Below are 16,245 nucleotides of genomic sequence, written 5' to 3' on the forward strand. Positions count from 1 at the left end.
ATCCAGGTCACGCCGGCCGCGCCGCGACGGCGCGCTCACCGCCGACTCCGGCCATCTTCCTGGCCCGCCCGGCGCCTGGCTCGGCCGCCGGTCGTGCGGGTGCCGGGGCCCGTGCTGCCGCGTGGTGCGCGGGGCCGCTCGGCGGCGCCCCCGCGCCCCGCCGAGCGGCGCTTGGCGGGCGGCGGTGTCTGGCCGGTGGCCGGAGGGGCTGCGCTGACGGAACCGGCCGGCGCACCGCTTTCCGATACCCGTTCCTTCTCCTTCGCCCGCTCCTTCTCCTTCGCCCGCTCCTCGTCTGCGCGCTCCTCGTCTGCACGCTCGTTCTCTGCGCGCTCCTCCGCTGCCCGTTCCTCGTCGGTCCGCTGTTCGAGGAGACAGCGGCGCAGCGGGTCGGGGTCGAGGCCGTCGTTGATGGCGCGGTGCAGCAACTGGGCGAAGAGGTAGTCGGGGTCGATGGACAGGGCGCGGCTGAGGGCGATCCGCGCCGAGGGCACGTCGTCCGTCGACCAGCAGACCCATCCGGCGAGGGTGAGCGGTGCCACGGCGTGTTCGAGGTAGCCGCCGGGGCAGCGGCGGGCGAGGGCGCGCCAGAGGCGGAGGGCCGGCGCGGCGGCGGAACCGTCCATCCACTCGGCGGCCCGGTCACGGGTGACCCGGTCCTGGAGCCCGAGGACGAGTTCGGCGGCTTCTCCGTCGGTGAGCAGCGCGTCGTCGCAGGCGTCCCGGGCCCGGTCGCTGCCGGCGGGGGTGTCCAGCCGGAAGCGGTGGATCATCGCTTCGGCCAGGCGGAGGGTGTCGCGCCGGACGCGCACCGCGCCGTCGCTTCGGAGCATGCGCGGGACCAGCGCGGCGGCCGCGGCGTCGAGGGCCTTTTCCTGTTCGGCCGCCCGGCGTCCGGTGCGCGGTGTGAGCCGGGCTTCCATTTCCTTGAGTGAGCCGCGCACCCGCATTCCGGCGTACGCGGCGGCCGCGGCCATCACCGAGGTGCCGGGCATGACCATGGGTGTGCCGTCGGCGGGGCAGCAGCGGAAGTCGGGGCAGCAGTAGGACCAGTAGCGGCCGTTGGAGAGGCACAGGGCTTCCAGGACCGGCACGTCGAGCGCGCCGCAGGCGGTGCGAAGCCGCTGGGCGAGGGGGCGGAGACGGTCTTTGACGTCCTTGCCGCTCTCCCCCGCGGCGGGCTCCTGGCAGAGGAAGACGAGGATGCCGTCGGGGCGGGCATCGCGGTCCTTGCCCGCGGAGACCAGGCAGTCGGCGAGCTGGTCGGCGACATCCGGCCACTGGGCGGTGTCCTTGGGAATGCCGAGCCTGACCCGGCCACCGAAGCGTCCGCGCCGGCCGTGGAGCGCTACCAGAACCACGCTGTCGTCCGGATAGAAGCCCATCAGATACGGCAGTGCGTCGGCGAGCTCGGCCGCGCTGCGCAGGGTCACCTGGGCTTCGGTGGTGTCCGGGAGGGTGTCGTCGGGCGGGGAGGAATGTGCGCGGCCCGCCTGCCCGGACGGTTGGGAAGGCACGAACGCGGCGGGAGGGGTGGTGGGGTCGGAAGGGTTGGGGGGCTGCTTGGTGGGCTTGGTGGCATCGGCTTGGGTGGGGGTTTCGGCGGGCTCGGGACGGCCGGGCGCGGCGTCGGGGGCGGTGCTGGGCTGGGTGGGGCGGCTCGTGCCGGAGGCGTTGTGAGAGGTGCGGGCGGACTTGGGCGGTTCGCTGTGCGGATTCATGGCTCGAAGATCCCGCGTCGGTCCGTCCCGCCGCGACCCCTGTGGATAACTCTCGGGTGACGCGGTTATCCACAGGCCCGGTTATCCACAGCTCCGGAGGGAAGTTCGCGCTTTGTCAGTGGCATCGGGTTGCATGGGGGCATGAGCAACGACGATCTGCGTGCCGCGGCCGATGCCGTCCTGACCCGACTCGTCGGGCACCCCGACGGCAAGGCCCGGCTGCGCGAAGATCAGTGGCGGGCGATCGAGGCGCTGGTCGCCGACCACCGCCGAGCCCTGGTCGTGCAGCGCACGGGCTGGGGGAAGTCCGCCGTCTATTTCGTCGCGACCGCCCTGCTGCGCGAGCGCGGCAGCGGCCCGACGGTGATCGTCTCCCCGCTCCTCGCGCTGATGCGCAACCAGGTCGAGGCGGCCGCGCGGGCCGGGATCCGCGCGCGCACGATCAACTCCTCCAACACCGAGGAGTGGGACACCGTCCAGGCCGAGGTGGCCGCGGGCGAGGTGGATGTGCTGCTGGTGAGCCCCGAGCGGCTGAACAATCCCGATTTCCGCGACCAGGTGCTGCCCAAGCTCGCGGCGGCCACCGGTCTGCTGGTGGTCGACGAGGCGCACTGCATCTCCGACTGGGGCCACGACTTCCGGCCCGACTACCGACGGCTGCGCACGATGCTCGCCGACCTCCCGCCCGGGGTGCCGGTGCTGGCCACGACCGCCACGGCCAACGCCCGGGTGACGGCCGATGTCGCCGAGCAACTGGGGACGGGTGAGGGCGGCGCGGCCCTGGTGCTGCGCGGTCCGCTGGACCGGGAGAGCCTGAGTCTGGGCGTGCTGCCGCTGCCGGACGCCGCGCACCGCCTCGCCTGGCTCGCGGACCATCTGCACGAACTGCCGGGCTCGGGGATCATCTACACCCTCACCGTCGCCGCGGCCGAGGAGGTCACGGCGTTTCTGCGGCACCGGGGACACACCGTCTCCTCGTACACCGGCAAGACGGAGAACGCCGACCGCCAGCAGGCCGAGGACGATCTGCTCGCCAACCGGGTCAAGGCGCTGGTGGCGACCTCGGCGCTCGGGATGGGGTTCGACAAGCCCGACCTGGGGTTCGTGGTGCACCTGGGGTCGCCGTCGTCGCCCATCGCGTACTACCAGCAGGTGGGGCGTGCCGGGCGCGGGGTCGAGCACGCCGAGGTGCTGCTGCTGCCCGGTCGTGAGGACGAGGCGATCTGGAAGTACTTCGCGTCGCTGGCGTTCCCTCCCGAGGAGCAGGTGCGCCGGACGCTGGAGGTGCTGGCGGCGGCCGGTCGGCCGGTGTCGTTGCCGGCGCTGGAGCCGCAGGTGGAGCTGCGCCGCTCGCGGCTGGAGACCATGCTCAAGGTGCTCGACGTGGACGGCGCGGTGCACCGGGTCAAGGGCGGTTGGACGGCCACCGGCCGGCCGTGGTCCTACGACGCCGAACGCTACGCGTGGGTGACGCGCCAGCGGGAAGCCGAGCAGCAGGCCATGCGCGACTACGCCACCACGACGGGCTGCCGGATGGAGTTCTTGCGCCGGCAGCTCGACGACGAGGCGGCGGTGGCCTGCGGCCGCTGCGACAACTGCGCGGGCGCCCGGTTCACCACCGAGGTGTCCGCCGCGTCGCTGGACGCGGCGCGCGGTGAGCTGGGCCGCCCTGGTGTCGAGGTGGAGCCCCGTCGGATGTGGCCCACGGGCCTGCCCGCCATCGGCGTCGATCTCAAGGGACGTATCCCGGCGGGAGAGCTGGCCGCGACCGGCCGGGCGCTGGGCCGGCTCTCCGACATCGGGTGGGGCAACCGTCTGCGCCCGATGCTCGCGCCGCAGGCCCCGGACGGCCCGGTCCCCGACGATGTGGCCGCGGCGGTGGTCACCGTCCTCGCCGACTGGGCGAAGGGGCCCGGGGGTTGGGCCTCGGGCGCGGCGGACGCGCCGGCCCGCCCGGTGGGTGTCGTGTGTGTCGCCTCCCGTTCCCGTCCGCAGCTCATCCACTCGCTCGCGGAGCGGATCTCCACGGTCGGCAGGATGCCGTTCCTGGGCACGGTGACGTCGGCGCATGACGAGGACGCCGCCAGGATTCCGCGGAGCAACAGCGCCCAGCGGCTGCGGGCCCTGCACGGTGCGCTGAGCGTGCCGCCGGAGCTGGCGGAGGCGCTGGCGTCGGCGGGTGGCCCGGTCCTGCTGGTGGACGACTACGCCGATACGGGCTGGACGCTGGCCGTGGCTGCCCGGCTGCTGCGCCGGGCGGGAGCCGACGGGGTGTTTCCGCTGGTCCTCGCCGTACAGGGGTGAACCGTCGGAGCGGAGATGACGGGGGCCATCGGGTATCAGAGGCCGATGCGGCGGGCAAGTATTTAGGTGACGCACCGGGCGATTCCGGGTTGTGCGTGGGAATTGCTCGTTGCCGCATGCGTGTGCGACCGCAAGAATTGACGTCGCATCCCCGTACCGGCCGTCCGCGGTCCGGCAGGGCCATGCCGTGGCGCGCTCTCGCGCCCGGCCACGGCCCGACGCGTGGACGCGTAGACGAAGGGAGGACCGTGGCCTTCGGCTTCGCCCCGCCCACGAATGGGTCTCTGCCCCCGTACGCCGATTCCGCCGCCCGACTGAGCCGGATGCTGGAGCCCTCCGAGTGGGCCTCGGCCGGTATCCCCCTGCTGCGCAACCCCCGTGAGGTCGTCGCCGGCCTGTACGAACGTCACCTTCCGGGGCCGTCGACGGCCATCGTGGCGGTGCTGGACCCGCAGGAGCGGGTGGCCGCCAGCGCGTCGTTCACCGAGCCGGCGGCCGCTCCGGACGGCTGGGAATTCCGCAATGTGCTGCTGTCGCATCTGCGCCGGATAATCCCGCACGACCTGCGCCGGCGCGCCCCGGTCCGGACGGCGGTGCTGCTCTACTGCCGTGAGGGCGAGCCGCGTTGGACGGAGGCGGACGGGGCGTGGATGTGGGGCCTGCGCGACGCCTGCACGCTGCACGGCCTCCGGTGCGGCGCGTACATCACGCTGACCCGCGACCGCTGGCAGGTGCTGGGGGAAGACCGGGGCGGGCGCCGGCCACGGCGGTCCGCGACGGCCTTGGGGGCTGCGGAAGCCTCCCCTGCGCCCCATGGATCGCGTACGGATTCACCCGCGGAGGCGGGCGGGCGGAGCGAGCCGGTCGCCGTGTCGTCCGTGCCGGCGCAGCGCGCGCCTGGTGGGCGGGCGGGCGTCCGGGAGCGGAGCGGGGTCTCGGGCGGGCCGGAAGGTACGGCAGGTACGGGTGGCCCGGGGCGGTCGGGGACGCCGGATGCCGCGCAGGCGTCCGCGCCGGCCGAGCCGTCCATGCCGCCCCGGAGCGGCACCCGGGCGGCGCCCCGGCGTACGGGGAGTGGCGCCGCGGAGGCCCGTCGGCGCGCGGCGGTCCGCTGACGCGCCACCCGCACCGCGCTCGGCGTCGACGGCCTGGGCCACGGGGCGCCGGCCGCCGAGCCCGGCCGCGGCGCCGAACTCTCGGGCGCACGCCTGGTGTTGGTGCGGGCACGCCAGCGAGCCCGGCCGGCCCGTGTGGGCCGGCGGGCTCTGCGAGCGACGGCTGCTAGGCGTTCGCGCCGAGAACGGCGGTGATCCGCTGCGGGTCACCGCAGACGATCAGCAGCACTCCGGCACGGGTCATCGCGGCGGGCAGCGCCTGTGCGGTGACCTCGTCACTACCGCCGTTGACGGCGACGACCACGACGGGGCGCCCGGTGAGGCGTTCCGCGGCGGCGTCCGCGTAGAACACGTCGTCCGCGGCGTCGTGTTGGGCCCAGTAGGACGCCTCGCCGAAGGACAGCTCATGCGCGGCCCAGGGGTGGTTCTCGCCGGTGGTCAGCACCAGGATCTCGCCGGGGGCGCGGCCTGAGTCCAGCAGGAGATCAACGGCCTCGTCGGCGGCGTCGATCGCGCCGTCGGCGGGGGCCGGGATCAACTGGAGCTGCGCTCCGGCGGGGGTGCCGGGGTCGGCGGGGGCGGGCTGCTGGGAGCCGGTGCGCTGCGCCGGCGGAGCGGCGACGGGCCCACGAGGCGGGGCAGCGGGCCCGGGCTTGCCGGGACGGGCACTGGTCGCGGCACCGCCACGCGGCGGAGCGGGGCGGGGGCCGGGGCCAGGAACGGGACGGGGGGTCGGCGCGGTGCGGCCGGCGGCCGGAGTAGCGCGGGGACCCGGGACACTCTCGTGAATCTGAGGCTCCTCGGGGATGAGAGGCATAAAGGGATGTCTATCAAACGTTAGTGCGGGACATGTCAGCGGGTACCGCATTTGTGCCCGCACCGCTCAGAAGTCGAAGCCGAGTTGGCCACCGGCCTCCAGAGCGGCTGCTTCGGGGGTGACGCGCACCTTCTTCAGGTGCCGCCACCGGGGCAGTGCGTCCATGTAGGACCACGACACCCGGTGGTGCGGCGTAGGACCGTACTCCTCCAGGGCGATGCGATGGGTCGGCGAGGGGTAGCCGGCGTTGGCATCGAAGCCGAAGTCGGCGTATGCCAGGCCCAATTCGGCCATCATCGCGTCGCGTCGCACCTTCGCGATCACGGACGCCGCGGCGACCGCGACGCAGGACTGGTCGCCCTTGATGACCGTACGGACCCGCCACGGCCCGCCCAGGTAATCGTGCTTGCCGTCGAGAATGACCGCGTCCGGGACGACCGGCAGCGCCTCCAGGGCGCGTACGGCCGCGAGCCGGAGGGCCGCGGTCATGCCCAGGGTGTCGATCTCCTGCGGGGAGGAGTGCCCCAGGGCGTAGCACGTGACCCACTCGCCGAGCACTTCGCAGAGTTCGGTGCGGCGCTTGGGGGTCAGCAGCTTGGAATCGGTGAGTCCGGGGGGTGGCCGGCGCAGGCCCGTGATGGCCGCGCAGACGGTGACCGGGCCGGCCCAGGCTCCGCGCCCGACTTCGTCGACACCGGCGATTGTCCGGGCGCCGGTCGTGGCGCGCAGTGATCGCTCGACGGTATGGGTGGGAGGCTCGTACGGCATGGCGCAGCCAGGTTACGCCTATTCGGCTCGGGCGTCCGCACCGGATCCGCACCTTGCGCGCAACGGTGCCGCGGCCGGGCGGGCGGCGCCCATCGGCGGGGCTACCGATGGGTATGTCGGGCGGTCGGCACTGGTCGCGAAGCGGGGCCATGGCGGGCGGGATGAGGCGGGGCGTGCGGCCTGACTGCTGGGCGGCGTGGCTGGGGGCAACGTGGGTGGGGGACGGAGAGGCTGAGGGGCGGCGTGGCCGCGTGGCGCCGGCCGCGTGACGGGACGGCGGCATGGCGGGACGGCGGGACGGCGGGACGGCGGCATGGCAGGACCGGACGGGCGTGAAGTCGCCGGGTGGCGCGGCCGCTTGGTCGGCGTGCTCGGCGCGACGAGGTGCCGCTGACCACGACGGCGCGGCTGATGGCGAGGGCGGCGCCGACGGCGGGGGTGGCGTGCGGGAGCGGCCGCCCGCACCGATGTGATGCGGCCGGGTCGGCGGCGGGCGGAGGTCAGCCCGACAGGTTCGGCGTCCAGGACGGGAGCGGCTCGGTGTTCTCCAGCCACGCGTGGGGCGGGGCGCCGCCGCCGCTCGCGCCGACGATGCCGCCGACGATGGCGCAGGTGGTGTCCACGTCGCCGCCCGCCTGCGCGGTGGTCCAGAACGCCTTCTCGTAGTCGCCGAGGTGCCGCGCCGCGGCCCACAGGGTGAAGGGGACCGTGTCGTGGGCGCTGGTGCGCCGTCCGCAGCCGAGGACGGCGGCGACCGTGCCGGAGTCGGCGTAGTCGAGCATGTCCCGGGCCCGGCGCAGTCCCGCCTGGACGGCACTGCGGGGGATCAGCTCCATGACGCCGTCGAGCAGCTCCTCAGGGCGCAGGCCGCGCGCGGGGTCGGCGGCGAGCGCGGCAGCGGCGGCGACGGCCATCGCGCCGACGACGGCCTCGCGGTGCTGGTGCGTGGTGTACGCCGAGATTTCCGCCTGGTGGGTGGCCTGCTCGGGGTCGTCCGCGTACCAGGCGCCCAGGGGGGCGATGCGCATGGCGGCGCCGTTGCCCCAGGAGCCCTGGCCGTTGAAGAGCCCGGACGCCAGCTCCCGCCAGTCGCCACCCTCGCGGATCAGCCGCAGCATGCGATTGACGGCCGGGCCGTAGCCGCGGTCGAAGTCGTGGTGGTCGGCGAAGGAGCGGGCGAGCGCGTCCTGGTCGATCCGGCCGTGGGTGGTGAGGATGGCCAGGACGGAACAGGCCATCTCGGTGTCGTCGGTCCACTGCCAGGGGGCGGGGGGCAGCTCTCGGCGCTTGAGGGAGGGGTAGTGGGCGGGGACGAAGAACTGGGACCCGAGGGCGTCACCCACGGACAGTCCCCGCAGGCTTGCAAGGGCCCGCTCACTGCGGTCTGCGTCACGGTGGTCGGCGGTCATCGGTGTGCACTCTAACCGGTGATGCCGTAAGGCTCCGGTTTACACCAGCGCTCAAATGGCCGATCCAGGGAGTAGCGCCCGTCGGGTCCGAGGAGCAGGGCCCGCCACTCGGCGTTGCCGGGGTTGGACAGCGACTCGAAGTCCGCCACCGACCAGTGGAACCACCGCATACAGAACAGGCGCATCGTGAGACCGTGCGTGACGATCAGGACGTTCGGCGGGTGGTCCGGGTCCTCGAAACTGCGCCACAGGCTCTCCAGGAACGCCCCGACCCGGTCGTAGACGTCCGCGCCGGACTCACCCTGCGCGAAGCGGTAGAAGAAGTGGCCATAGGCGTCCCGGTATGCCTTCTGCAGGCGTACGTCGTCGCGGTCCTGCCAGTTGCCCCAGTCCTGCTCGCGCAGGCGGGGCTCCTCGCGGACGCGGACCTTTTCCTGGTCGAGGCCGAGTTCCGCGAAGGTCTGGTGGGTGCGGCGGTAGGGCGAGACGTAGGCGGATATCCGTTCGCCGCCGAACAGCTCGCGCAGGGTCACTCCGGCTTCCTCCGCCTGCCGCAGTCCCGCTTTGGTGAGGCTGAGCGCGTGGTCGGGTTCGCGTTCGTAGACCGTGTCGTCGATATTCCCCTCCGACTCTCCGTGGCGTATGAGGACTATGCGTCGGGGGCGAGCCATGCGGCCAGCCTAAAACGCCTGCTCGGTACGTGGCGCACGCTGCCGGCGCCGTCATCTGCCGTGCCCCCCCCCGCACCCCGAGCCGGCTCCTCGCCCGCCGGTGGACGGCGGCGCGGACATCCTGCTGCGGGGTGACGAGCCGGAGGGTCTGGTGCGCAGCGCGCCGCATCCCGACCGGATCAAGAAGATCTGCCTGACGCGGCAGGTCAGCGCGCTGATCGAGGAATTCCTGGGCGCGGCTCCCCCGCCAGGGCCGGGCGGCCGTCGCGTATCTCGTAGGTGCGGCCGGTGAAACGGCGGCGCAGCAGGCGGTCGTGGGAGACGACGACGAGGGCTCCGGGCCAGGCGGACAGGGCTTCCTCCAGTTCCTCGACCAGTCCGAGGGCCAGGTGGTTGGTCGGCTCGTCGAGCAGCAGCAGATCCGCGGGGCGGGCCAGCAGCCGGGCCAGGGCGAGGCGGCGCCGCTGACCGGCGGAGAGGGCGCCGACGGGCACTCGTAGATCCCAAGGACGGAACAGTCCGAACGACAGGAGCAGGGCGGAAAGCTCTTCCGCGTCTCCGGTCAGGCCCCGGCGGAAGGCGGCCAGCAGGGGTTCGGTGGGGCGGGAGACCGGTATTTCCTGGGCGAGGAAGGCCGTACGCCCGCGTCGGGTGACCGTGCCGCTGTCCGGCTCGGTGACGGCCCGCCAGGACCCGGAGCAGGGTGCTCTTGCCCGCGCCGTTGGCGCCGTGGACCAGCAGCCGTTCGCCGGCCGCGACGTGGAGGGAGTCCACCGTGAGGCGGTCGCCCACGCGCACGCCGTCGAGCCGGACGAGGGTGCCCTCGGTATCGCCGGCGCCCGGAGCCGCCCGGAAGCGCAGGGGATCGGGTGGCTTGGGGACCGGCTCCTCCCGCAGTCTGCGCAGGCGCTCCTGGGCGTTGCGCACCCTGCTGGAGACCGACGCCTGGACGCGGCCCTTGTCCCGGTCGTAGGCCATCTTGTTGCCGTCCTTGATGGCCCGGCCCTTGGCGACGCTGTGGGCCGCGCCCGTCGCGAAGTCGGTGAGCCGCGCTATCTGCTCGCACCACTGGGCGTAGTCCTGTTCCCAGCGGCGGCGCGCGGCGGTCTTCGCGGCGACGAAGGTGCCGTAGCCGTCGCCGTAGCGGATGGTGTCGCGGCGGTCCGCGTCGACCTCGATGATCGAGGTGGCGATCCGCTGGAGGAAGAGGCGGTCGTGGGAGACGGCGAGGACCGTGCCCCGATGGGCGAGCAGGGCGTCTTCCAGCCAGTCGAGGGCGGCGGCGTCGAGGTGGTTGGTGGGCTCGTCGAGCAGCATGACCTCGGGTGAGGCGGCGATCAGGCAGCCGAGTCCCAGGCGGGCCTGTTCTCCTCCGGAGAGGCTGCCGAGGGTGCGGTCGCGGGTCACCCGCTCCAGGCCCAGGGCGTGCAGGGCCTTGTCGACGCGGGCGTCGGCTTCGTAGCCACCGCGCATGTCGAAGAGGGTGAGCAGTCGGCCGTACTCCTCCAACTGCCCGGCGTCCGCGCGGCCCAGTTGCTCTTCCAGCTCCCGCAGGCGGCCTTCCATCGCGCGCAGGTCCGCGAGGGCGGCGTCGATCGCGTCCTGGACGGTGCGGTCGGGGGGCAGATCGGGGGTCTGGCCGAGGTAGCCGATGCCGCCGTCGGCGCGGCATACGACATGACCGTCGTCGGGCTGCTCGGCGCCCGCGATGATGCGCAGCAGCGTCGATTTTCCGGCGCCGTTCTCCCCCACGATGCCGGCACGTTCGCCGGGGCGTATCGATAAGGAGACGTGGTCGAGCAGAAGTCGGTCGGCGTAGGACTTGGTGACGTCGCGCAGCGAGATCTGAGTGGGCAAGCAATCCTCCGAGGAGAGGGGGAGAGGGGGGCGGGAGTTGGGCGCAGGGCACGCGAAGAAGACGTAAAAGCAACTCTTGTTGCGTTACGATGATGATGGCACGCGAAGCCAGCTAACGCAACAGGAGTTGCAATTGACCGCCGAGAAAGAGCCCGCGGCCGCCGCGGGCAGCCAGCAGGCCGGCACCCGGCGCCCCGGCGGCCGTACCGCACGCACCCGGGCAGCGGTGCGCGACGCCGTCCTGGCGGGGCTGGCCGAACACGGCTATCCCGGCCTGACCGTCGAGTACGTCGCCGAGCATTCAGGGGTCCACAAGACGACGCTCTACCGTCGTTGGGGGGACGTCGAGGGGCTGGTCGCCGACGCCCTGGACCTGGCGGGCGAGGACAGTTGGGTCCCGCCGGACACCGGTTCGCTCGGCGGTGATCTGCGCGCCCTGGCGCGGGAGGTCGTCGCGTCCTTCACCGACCCCGCGGTGGCCGCCTCGGGCTCCGCGATGATCGCCGCCGCGTTCCAGTCGGAACGGGCCGCCGCGGCGCTGCGCGCCTACTACAGCGAACGGTTCGCGCGCTGCGAGGTCCTGGTCGAACGCGCGGTGGAGCGGGGTGAGTTGCCGGTGCCCGATCCGGCCTCGGGCGCGGTGATCGACGTGGGCGCACTGGCGCGGTCGGCGTGCGCGCCGTTGTTCTTCCGGTTGTTCATCACCAGGGAGCCGGTCGACGACGCGCTCGCCGACCAGTCGGCGGCGGCTGCGCTGGCGGCCGCCCGCGCCGGGGCGTTCACCTCGACCACAGCGTCCGGGGCCGCCTCCTGAGCCCTTGGCGCCCGATCCTGTGGCATACCTGCTCCTTCGGCGCGCCCGCTCTCTTGGCGCCTGATCCCTTGGCCTGCCTGATCCCTCGGCGCGCCCGCTCTCTTGGCGCGCCCGCCCTCTTGACATGCTCGCTCTCTTGGCACGCCCGCCCCCACACCGTTACACCGTCCAGGAAGGTTCGAGCTGGATCACATCTCCCGCGATCGCCCGCACATCCGCGGCTATCTGGGCCCGTAGCGCCAGCCGCTCCACCCGTTCCGGCCGGTACTTTCCCCGCTCGGCCGCCGACTGCCACATCGACAACACCAAGAACTCCTCCCCCGGTGCCCGCCCCAACATCCCCCGCAGCATGCCCGGCGACCCCGCCATCGCCGGGTTCCAGACCTTCTCCTGCATCAGCATGAAGTGATCGACCCGGTCCTGGCGCACCTGGCAGTGCGCCAGCCGCAGCACGTCCGCGTCGCCGAACACCGGGCGGAAGCCCACCTTCACGTCGAATTCGTGCGCGAACAGCCGCACCTGGGCATCCTTGAAGGTACCCACCTGCGCGGCCGCCAGCCGGTCGTGGGAGCGCGCCATGAAGGAGTCGTAGAACGCGCGGCTCTCCCAGAAGGCCACCAGATGCGCGACGCCCGGCCGGCTCCGGCTCCACCCCCCGCCCTGCCCCCGAAACCCCGGCTCACCCAGCAGCCCCGCCCATTTCCGCTGCCCCCGCTCGAACCCTCGACGGTCCACAACGGTGAGGCGAATCCACTTGACCAGCACCGCGCCATCGTACGGCCCCGGGGGCCCGGCATCGCTGCCCGTCACGCCCTCGTCACGACGAACTCCCCTACGTTCGCGGGTCGATGGGCGTCAGCACCCCGAGCCGCCGCTCCACCGCCTCCGCCGCCGCCAGGCAGACGTCCTCCCGGTAGGCGCGTCCGATCAACTGCACGCCATAGGGGAGGCCGTCCACCACGCCGGTGGGCACGGCGACCGACGGGACGCCGACGAAGCTCGTCGCCGTGCACAGCCGCATCGCCGTCTGCACCCGCTCATAGCTTTGCGCGTCCCGCGCCTCCTCCCCCGGCTCGAACGGCGGATCGGTGAAGACCGGACCCAGGACCAGCGGGTAGGTGTCCAGGAACGCCGCCCAGTCCCTCTGGATGCCCAGCCGTACTCCGGTCAGCCGCAGGTACTCCGCCACTTCCACGGGCGCGTACTTCGCCATCCCGCGCTCGATATAGCGATGGCCACCCTCCCCCAGCAGCGTCTTGACCACCGGCCAGGAGGGGGCGAACTCCGTGAGCGTCATCTGGCCGTAGACCTCCAGGGCGTCGGAGAGCCGCGGCACGTCCGCGACCTCGCACACCTCGTAGCCCGCGTCCCGCAGCACGTCCGCCGCGCTCTCCACGGCGTCACGGACGGCGGGATGCACGCCGCGGCCACCGGGGTCCGTCACCATCGCCACCCTCAGGGGAGGTCGCAGCGGCTCTCCATAGGGCGGCACCGGCACCGCCCTCGGGTCGCGAGGATCGGTGCCGGCCAGCACCTCGTACGCGAGCCGCAGGTCACCGACCGAACGCGCCAAGGGCCCGTCGACCACGAGCACTTGGGAGCCGAACGCGGGGTCGTCCGGTCCCATGCGGTGGTCGGCCGGGAACCGCCCGTAGGTCGGCTTCAGCCCCGCCACACCACAGAAGGAGGCGGGAATGCGTACCGATCCCCCGGAGTCGTTGCCGAGCCCGAGCGCGGCCATGCCGCTCGCCACGGCCGCGCCGTCACCACCGCTGGTGCCGCCCGGTGTGACGGCGCGGCTCCACGGGTTGGCGGTGTCGCCGAACAGTTCGCTACGGGTGTGGACGCCGGCCAGGATGAGCGTCGGCATGTTGCTGTGCCCGATCGGTATGCCTCCGGCGGCGCGTAGGCGCGCGACGGGGGGCGCATCGGTGCTCGCCGTGAAGTCGCGGAAACGTTCCGCGCCGTACGTCGTCGGCACGCCCTCGATCGCGGTGCTCTCCTTGACGGTGAACGGCACACCTGCCAGCGGACCCAGCTCGGCACCCGCCGCCCGCCGCCGGTCCAGCTCGGACGCCTCGGTCCGCGCCCGTTCGGCGAGCAGTTGGGTCACGGCGTTGACCGTCGGATTGACCTCGGCGATCCGCTCCAGGTGGCTGTCGACCAGCTCTACGGCCGTCACCTCGCCGTCGCGTACGGCCGCTGCTTGGGCGCGGGCCGTCCTTTTCCACAGCGCGTCGGGCATTTTTCCTACTTTCTTGTGGCGTGGTGAGGCCGGACGCCGCCGCGCCGAGGCCACGGGCGGGGCCGCGATCTGGTCCGCGACCTGGGCCGGCCGCCGACTTCAGGACTCACCGGACGTTCCGATGCGGTTGCATCGCTTCGGCATCGTAACCTTGTTTCCGATACATACGCATCGAATAAAGCGGAGCGCGGCATGCCCAAGCACGTGGACCACGAGAGCCGACGCCGGCTGATCGCCGAGGCCGTCTGCCGGCTGGCCGACGAACGCGGCCTGGAAGGCGTCACGCTCCGGGACGTGGCGGCCCGGGCGGAGGTGTCCATGGGCGCCGTCCAGCGGTGCTTCGCCACCAAGGAGGAGATGCTGGTCTTCGCGCTCACGCATGTCGGCGAGCGGATCGCCGCGCGCGTGACGGCCCGGCTCGTCGAATCGCCCGCCCAGTCGGCCCGTACGGCGCTCGGGCACGCCACGACCGAGGTCTCGCTGCTCCAGGAGGAGCATCGCGCCGAGGCCCGGGTCTGGCTCGTTTTCGTGGCCCAGGCGGCGGTCAGTCCGTCACTGGCCGAAATTCTGCGCTCCAACTACGCGGGCTTGCAGCGGATGTTCGCCCGGCTCGTCGCCGAAGCCACCGACACCCGCGACCCGGAACGCGAGGCACGCACCCTGCTGGCCCTCGCCGACGGTCTCACCGCGCACGTCCTGATCGGACACCTCTCCCCCGGCGCGGCGCTCGACGTCCTTGACGGTCATCTCGGCCGCCTGTGGGGGGAGTCGGCGCATTGAGGCGAGCGGTGCGCACGGCCCGTACGCCGAGCGCCCCCGCACGCCCCTCGCCGATCCGTACGCCGAGCGCCCCCACCCCCTCTACGCCCGCGCCTCGTACGGCCCGAGCGCCCGCACCTTCGCCATCTCCTGGCCGGACGTCGCTATCCAGCCACGGCGAGACGCGTCAGGTCCCAACCTCACCGCGAGCGGGCGCACTTCACCCACCCTGCAAGACGGCCGGGCATGGCACGATGGTCCATCAACGGGGGTTCTGGGGAGTTGCCCGCACGGCCATGCGGACAGTTGGAGCATGTGGACAGTCCGGCCGTGTGGCCGGGCCGCTCTGTCCCGGGCTCCCGCGAGCGCATTCGACGCACTCCGCACACTCGACGGAAGGGAAGCCCGGTGAGCACTCTCAACAAAGGGATCGGGAAGGTCGAGGTCACGCTCAAGTGGGACCCCAGTCCCCTCGGCATGCCGGACAACGACCTCGATCTCGTCGCCGCGACCTACACGGCGGACGCGCCGAACGGCGATCCGTCGTACCTGGTGCACTTCGACAGCCGCTCGCCCGACGGCACCATCACGCTCAACCGGGACAGCCGGACCGGTCAGGGCTTCGGCTCCGATGAGGTCATGACGCTGGAGCTGGAACGGCTCGCCGATGTCTACACGCGCGTCGTCGTGGGAGTGGCCATCCAACAGGGCGACGGCCGGAAGGTGTTCGGCGACATAGAGAACACCGGCGTACTGATCCGCGAAGGCCGCACCGACCTCGCGGAGAGCGACTTCGCCGACGTGGCCGACGCCACCGCCGCGACCGTCGCCGAGTTCGTCCGGGACGAGACCGGCGAATGGCGCTTCCGCGCGGGCCTGCGCGGGTTCGACGCCGACCCGAACGCGTTCGCCGGGTTGATGGGGCGCGGCTGATCGAGGCAGGACGAATACACCGCTGATCCGAGGCAGGCGAACACCCCTGCGATCCGAGGCAGGGCGGGCACACCACCCATCCGAGGCGGGGCGGACACACCACCTCCGTATACGCGTGGGGCCGACCGTTACGCCGTGCCTTCACCCTCCCGCCTGCGCCGACGATGGGCCGCCACCCGCTCGCGCGAGGCGCAGGCGGTCGAGCAGTAGCGGCGCGCGCTGCCCGGGCCGGTGCCCAGGTAGAGGGTGGCGCACCGGGAGGCGGCGCACTCGCCCCAGGGGACGCGGCCGTACTCGGTGACGATCTGAGCGAGCGCCAGCGCGCTGGAGGAGGCTGTGGCGAGGTGGCGCCGCCCGCCGCCGGTCCATCTGCTGGCCACCGCCGCCCTGTTCGGCACCGGACTCGCGCTGGCCGCCGCCGCACTCGTGCCCGCCGCGTCGGCTTGCACGCCCCTGTTCGTCCTCGCGGGAGTGTGCGACGGGCCGCTGCTGACCGCCACCCTCCGCATCCGGGCCGACCACGCCCCACCACGTCTGCGGGCGCAGGTCTTCACAATCGGCGCCGGACTGAAGTTGTCGGCGGCCGCCTGCGGAGCCGCCCTCATCGGCTCGGCCGCCGCGCTGCCACCGCCCGCATTGCTGCTCGTAATCGCGGGGGTTCAGCTTGCGGCGGCAGTCCTGTACGTCGCGATCCGAGCTCGTCGCGCGGGCCCTGGTGCGGACCGTGGGCCGGGAGCAGCAGCGATAGGAGCCAGAGGGCCGGGAGCAGCGGCCGGTGACGGCCCAGGGGCGGTGCGGGAAGAAGTGGGGCCGGTGGCGGTGCCGCGATCGG

The 16,245-nt window shown here is 73.0% G+C and carries 11 protein-coding genes and 3 pseudogenes; 5 read left to right on the forward strand and 9 right to left on the reverse strand.

All coding sequences use genetic code 11. The features are described from left to right. Window positions 1-35 precede the first annotated feature (35 nt). Complete coding sequence (locus tag ACZ45Z_RS23760) at window positions 36-1,721, reverse strand: DUF4192 domain-containing protein (protein WP_468365765.1); 1,686 nt, start codon at window positions 1,719-1,721, stop codon at window positions 36-38. A gap of 141 nt (window positions 1,722-1,862) precedes the next feature. Between ACZ45Z_RS23760 and ACZ45Z_RS23765 the strand changes: the two genes are divergently transcribed. Both ACZ45Z_RS23765 and ACZ45Z_RS23770 read left to right on the forward strand, forming a co-directional pair. Beyond that, window positions 1,863-4,025, forward strand: a complete 2,163-nt coding sequence (locus ACZ45Z_RS23765) for a RecQ family ATP-dependent DNA helicase (protein WP_468365768.1) — start codon at window positions 1,863-1,865, stop codon at window positions 4,023-4,025. Window positions 4,026-4,273: 248 nt separating this feature from the next. Further along, a pseudogene (locus tag ACZ45Z_RS23770) lies at window positions 4,274-4,921 on the forward strand (hypothetical protein); the annotation flags it as partial. A gap of 385 nt (window positions 4,922-5,306) precedes the next feature. On the opposite strand, the gene ACZ45Z_RS23775 reads toward ACZ45Z_RS23770, so the two are convergent. The 5 genes and pseudogenes from ACZ45Z_RS23775 to ACZ45Z_RS23795 form a co-directional block, all read right to left on the reverse strand. Continuing rightward, window positions 5,307-5,957, reverse strand: coding sequence for a hypothetical protein (locus tag ACZ45Z_RS23775; RefSeq protein ID WP_468365771.1), 651 nt, complete (start codon window positions 5,955-5,957; stop codon window positions 5,307-5,309). 66 nt (window positions 5,958-6,023) lie between these two features. Then, window positions 6,024-6,725, reverse strand: a complete 702-nt coding sequence (locus ACZ45Z_RS23780) for a ribonuclease HII (RefSeq protein ID WP_468365774.1) — start codon at window positions 6,723-6,725, stop codon at window positions 6,024-6,026. A 500-nt stretch (window positions 6,726-7,225) separates the two neighbouring features. Next, entirely contained in the window at window positions 7,226-8,134 is a 909-nt protein-coding gene (locus tag ACZ45Z_RS23785) for an ADP-ribosylglycohydrolase family protein (RefSeq protein ID WP_468365776.1), read from the reverse strand. An 11-nt stretch (window positions 8,135-8,145) separates the two neighbouring features. Beyond that, entirely contained in the window at window positions 8,146-8,805 is a 660-nt protein-coding gene (locus tag ACZ45Z_RS23790; protein WP_468365779.1) for a histidine phosphatase family protein, read from the reverse strand. A gap of 206 nt (window positions 8,806-9,011) precedes the next feature. Further along, a pseudogene (locus tag ACZ45Z_RS23795) lies at window positions 9,012-10,662 on the reverse strand (ABC-F family ATP-binding cassette domain-containing protein). Between the two features lie 127 nt (window positions 10,663-10,789). On the opposite strand from ACZ45Z_RS23795, the gene ACZ45Z_RS23800 reads away from it, so the two are divergent. Then, window positions 10,790-11,476, forward strand: a complete 687-nt coding sequence (locus ACZ45Z_RS23800; protein WP_468365781.1) for a TetR/AcrR family transcriptional regulator — start codon at window positions 10,790-10,792, stop codon at window positions 11,474-11,476. A 159-nt stretch (window positions 11,477-11,635) separates the two neighbouring features. Here ACZ45Z_RS23800 and ACZ45Z_RS23805 read toward each other — a convergent pair whose 3' ends face one another. Next, on the reverse strand, window positions 11,636-12,241 hold the full coding sequence (locus tag ACZ45Z_RS23805; RefSeq protein ID WP_468365784.1) for a YdbC family protein: 606 nt from the start codon (window positions 12,239-12,241) through the stop codon (window positions 11,636-11,638). A gap of 67 nt (window positions 12,242-12,308) precedes the next feature. After that, window positions 12,309-13,721 carry an amidase gene (locus tag ACZ45Z_RS23810; RefSeq protein ID WP_468365786.1) on the reverse strand — a complete coding sequence of 471 codons (1,413 nt, stop codon included), beginning with the start codon at window positions 13,719-13,721 and terminating at the stop codon, window positions 12,309-12,311. Between the two features lie 192 nt (window positions 13,722-13,913). Here ACZ45Z_RS23810 and ACZ45Z_RS23815 point away from each other — a divergent pair, with 192 nt between their 5' ends. Together ACZ45Z_RS23815 and ACZ45Z_RS23820 are read left to right on the forward strand one after the other, a co-directional pair. Continuing rightward, window positions 13,914-14,501, forward strand: a complete 588-nt coding sequence (locus ACZ45Z_RS23815; protein WP_468365789.1) for a TetR/AcrR family transcriptional regulator — start codon at window positions 13,914-13,916, stop codon at window positions 14,499-14,501. 387 nt (window positions 14,502-14,888) lie between these two features. Then, entirely contained in the window at window positions 14,889-15,413 is a 525-nt protein-coding gene (locus ACZ45Z_RS23820) for a TerD family protein (protein WP_468365792.1), read from the forward strand. Between the two features lie 128 nt (window positions 15,414-15,541). On the opposite strand, the pseudogene ACZ45Z_RS23825 reads toward ACZ45Z_RS23820, so the two are convergent. After that, window positions 15,542-15,745, reverse strand: a pseudogene (locus tag ACZ45Z_RS23825) (CGNR zinc finger domain-containing protein); the annotation flags it as partial. Between the last annotated feature and the right edge of the window lie 500 nt (window positions 15,746-16,245).

This window comes from Streptomyces sp. NPDC031210 (genome assembly GCF_055570395.1).

Bases quoted from the DNA above. Each gene is read 5' to 3' on its own strand.
- ACZ45Z_RS23775 (WP_468365771.1), bottom strand. From the start codon at position 5,957: ATGCCTCTCATCCCCGAGGAGCCTCAGATTCACGAGAGTGTCCCGGGT.
- ACZ45Z_RS23815 (WP_468365789.1), top strand. From the start codon at position 13,914: ATGCCCAAGCACGTGGACCACGAGAGCCGACGCCGGCTGATCGCCGAG.
- ACZ45Z_RS23785 (WP_468365776.1), bottom strand. From the start codon at position 8,134: ATGACCGCCGACCACCGTGACGCAGACCGCAGTGAGCGGGCCCTTGCA.
- ACZ45Z_RS23760 (WP_468365765.1), bottom strand. From the start codon at position 1,721: ATGAATCCGCACAGCGAACCGCCCAAGTCCGCCCGCACCTCTCACAAC.
- ACZ45Z_RS23810 (WP_468365786.1), bottom strand. From the start codon at position 13,721: ATGCCCGACGCGCTGTGGAAAAGGACGGCCCGCGCCCAAGCAGCGGCC.
- ACZ45Z_RS23765 (WP_468365768.1), top strand. From the start codon at position 1,863: ATGAGCAACGACGATCTGCGTGCCGCGGCCGATGCCGTCCTGACCCGA.
- ACZ45Z_RS23780 (WP_468365774.1), bottom strand. From the start codon at position 6,725: ATGCCGTACGAGCCTCCCACCCATACCGTCGAGCGATCACTGCGCGCC.
- ACZ45Z_RS23790 (WP_468365779.1), bottom strand. From the start codon at position 8,805: ATGGCTCGCCCCCGACGCATAGTCCTCATACGCCACGGAGAGTCGGAG.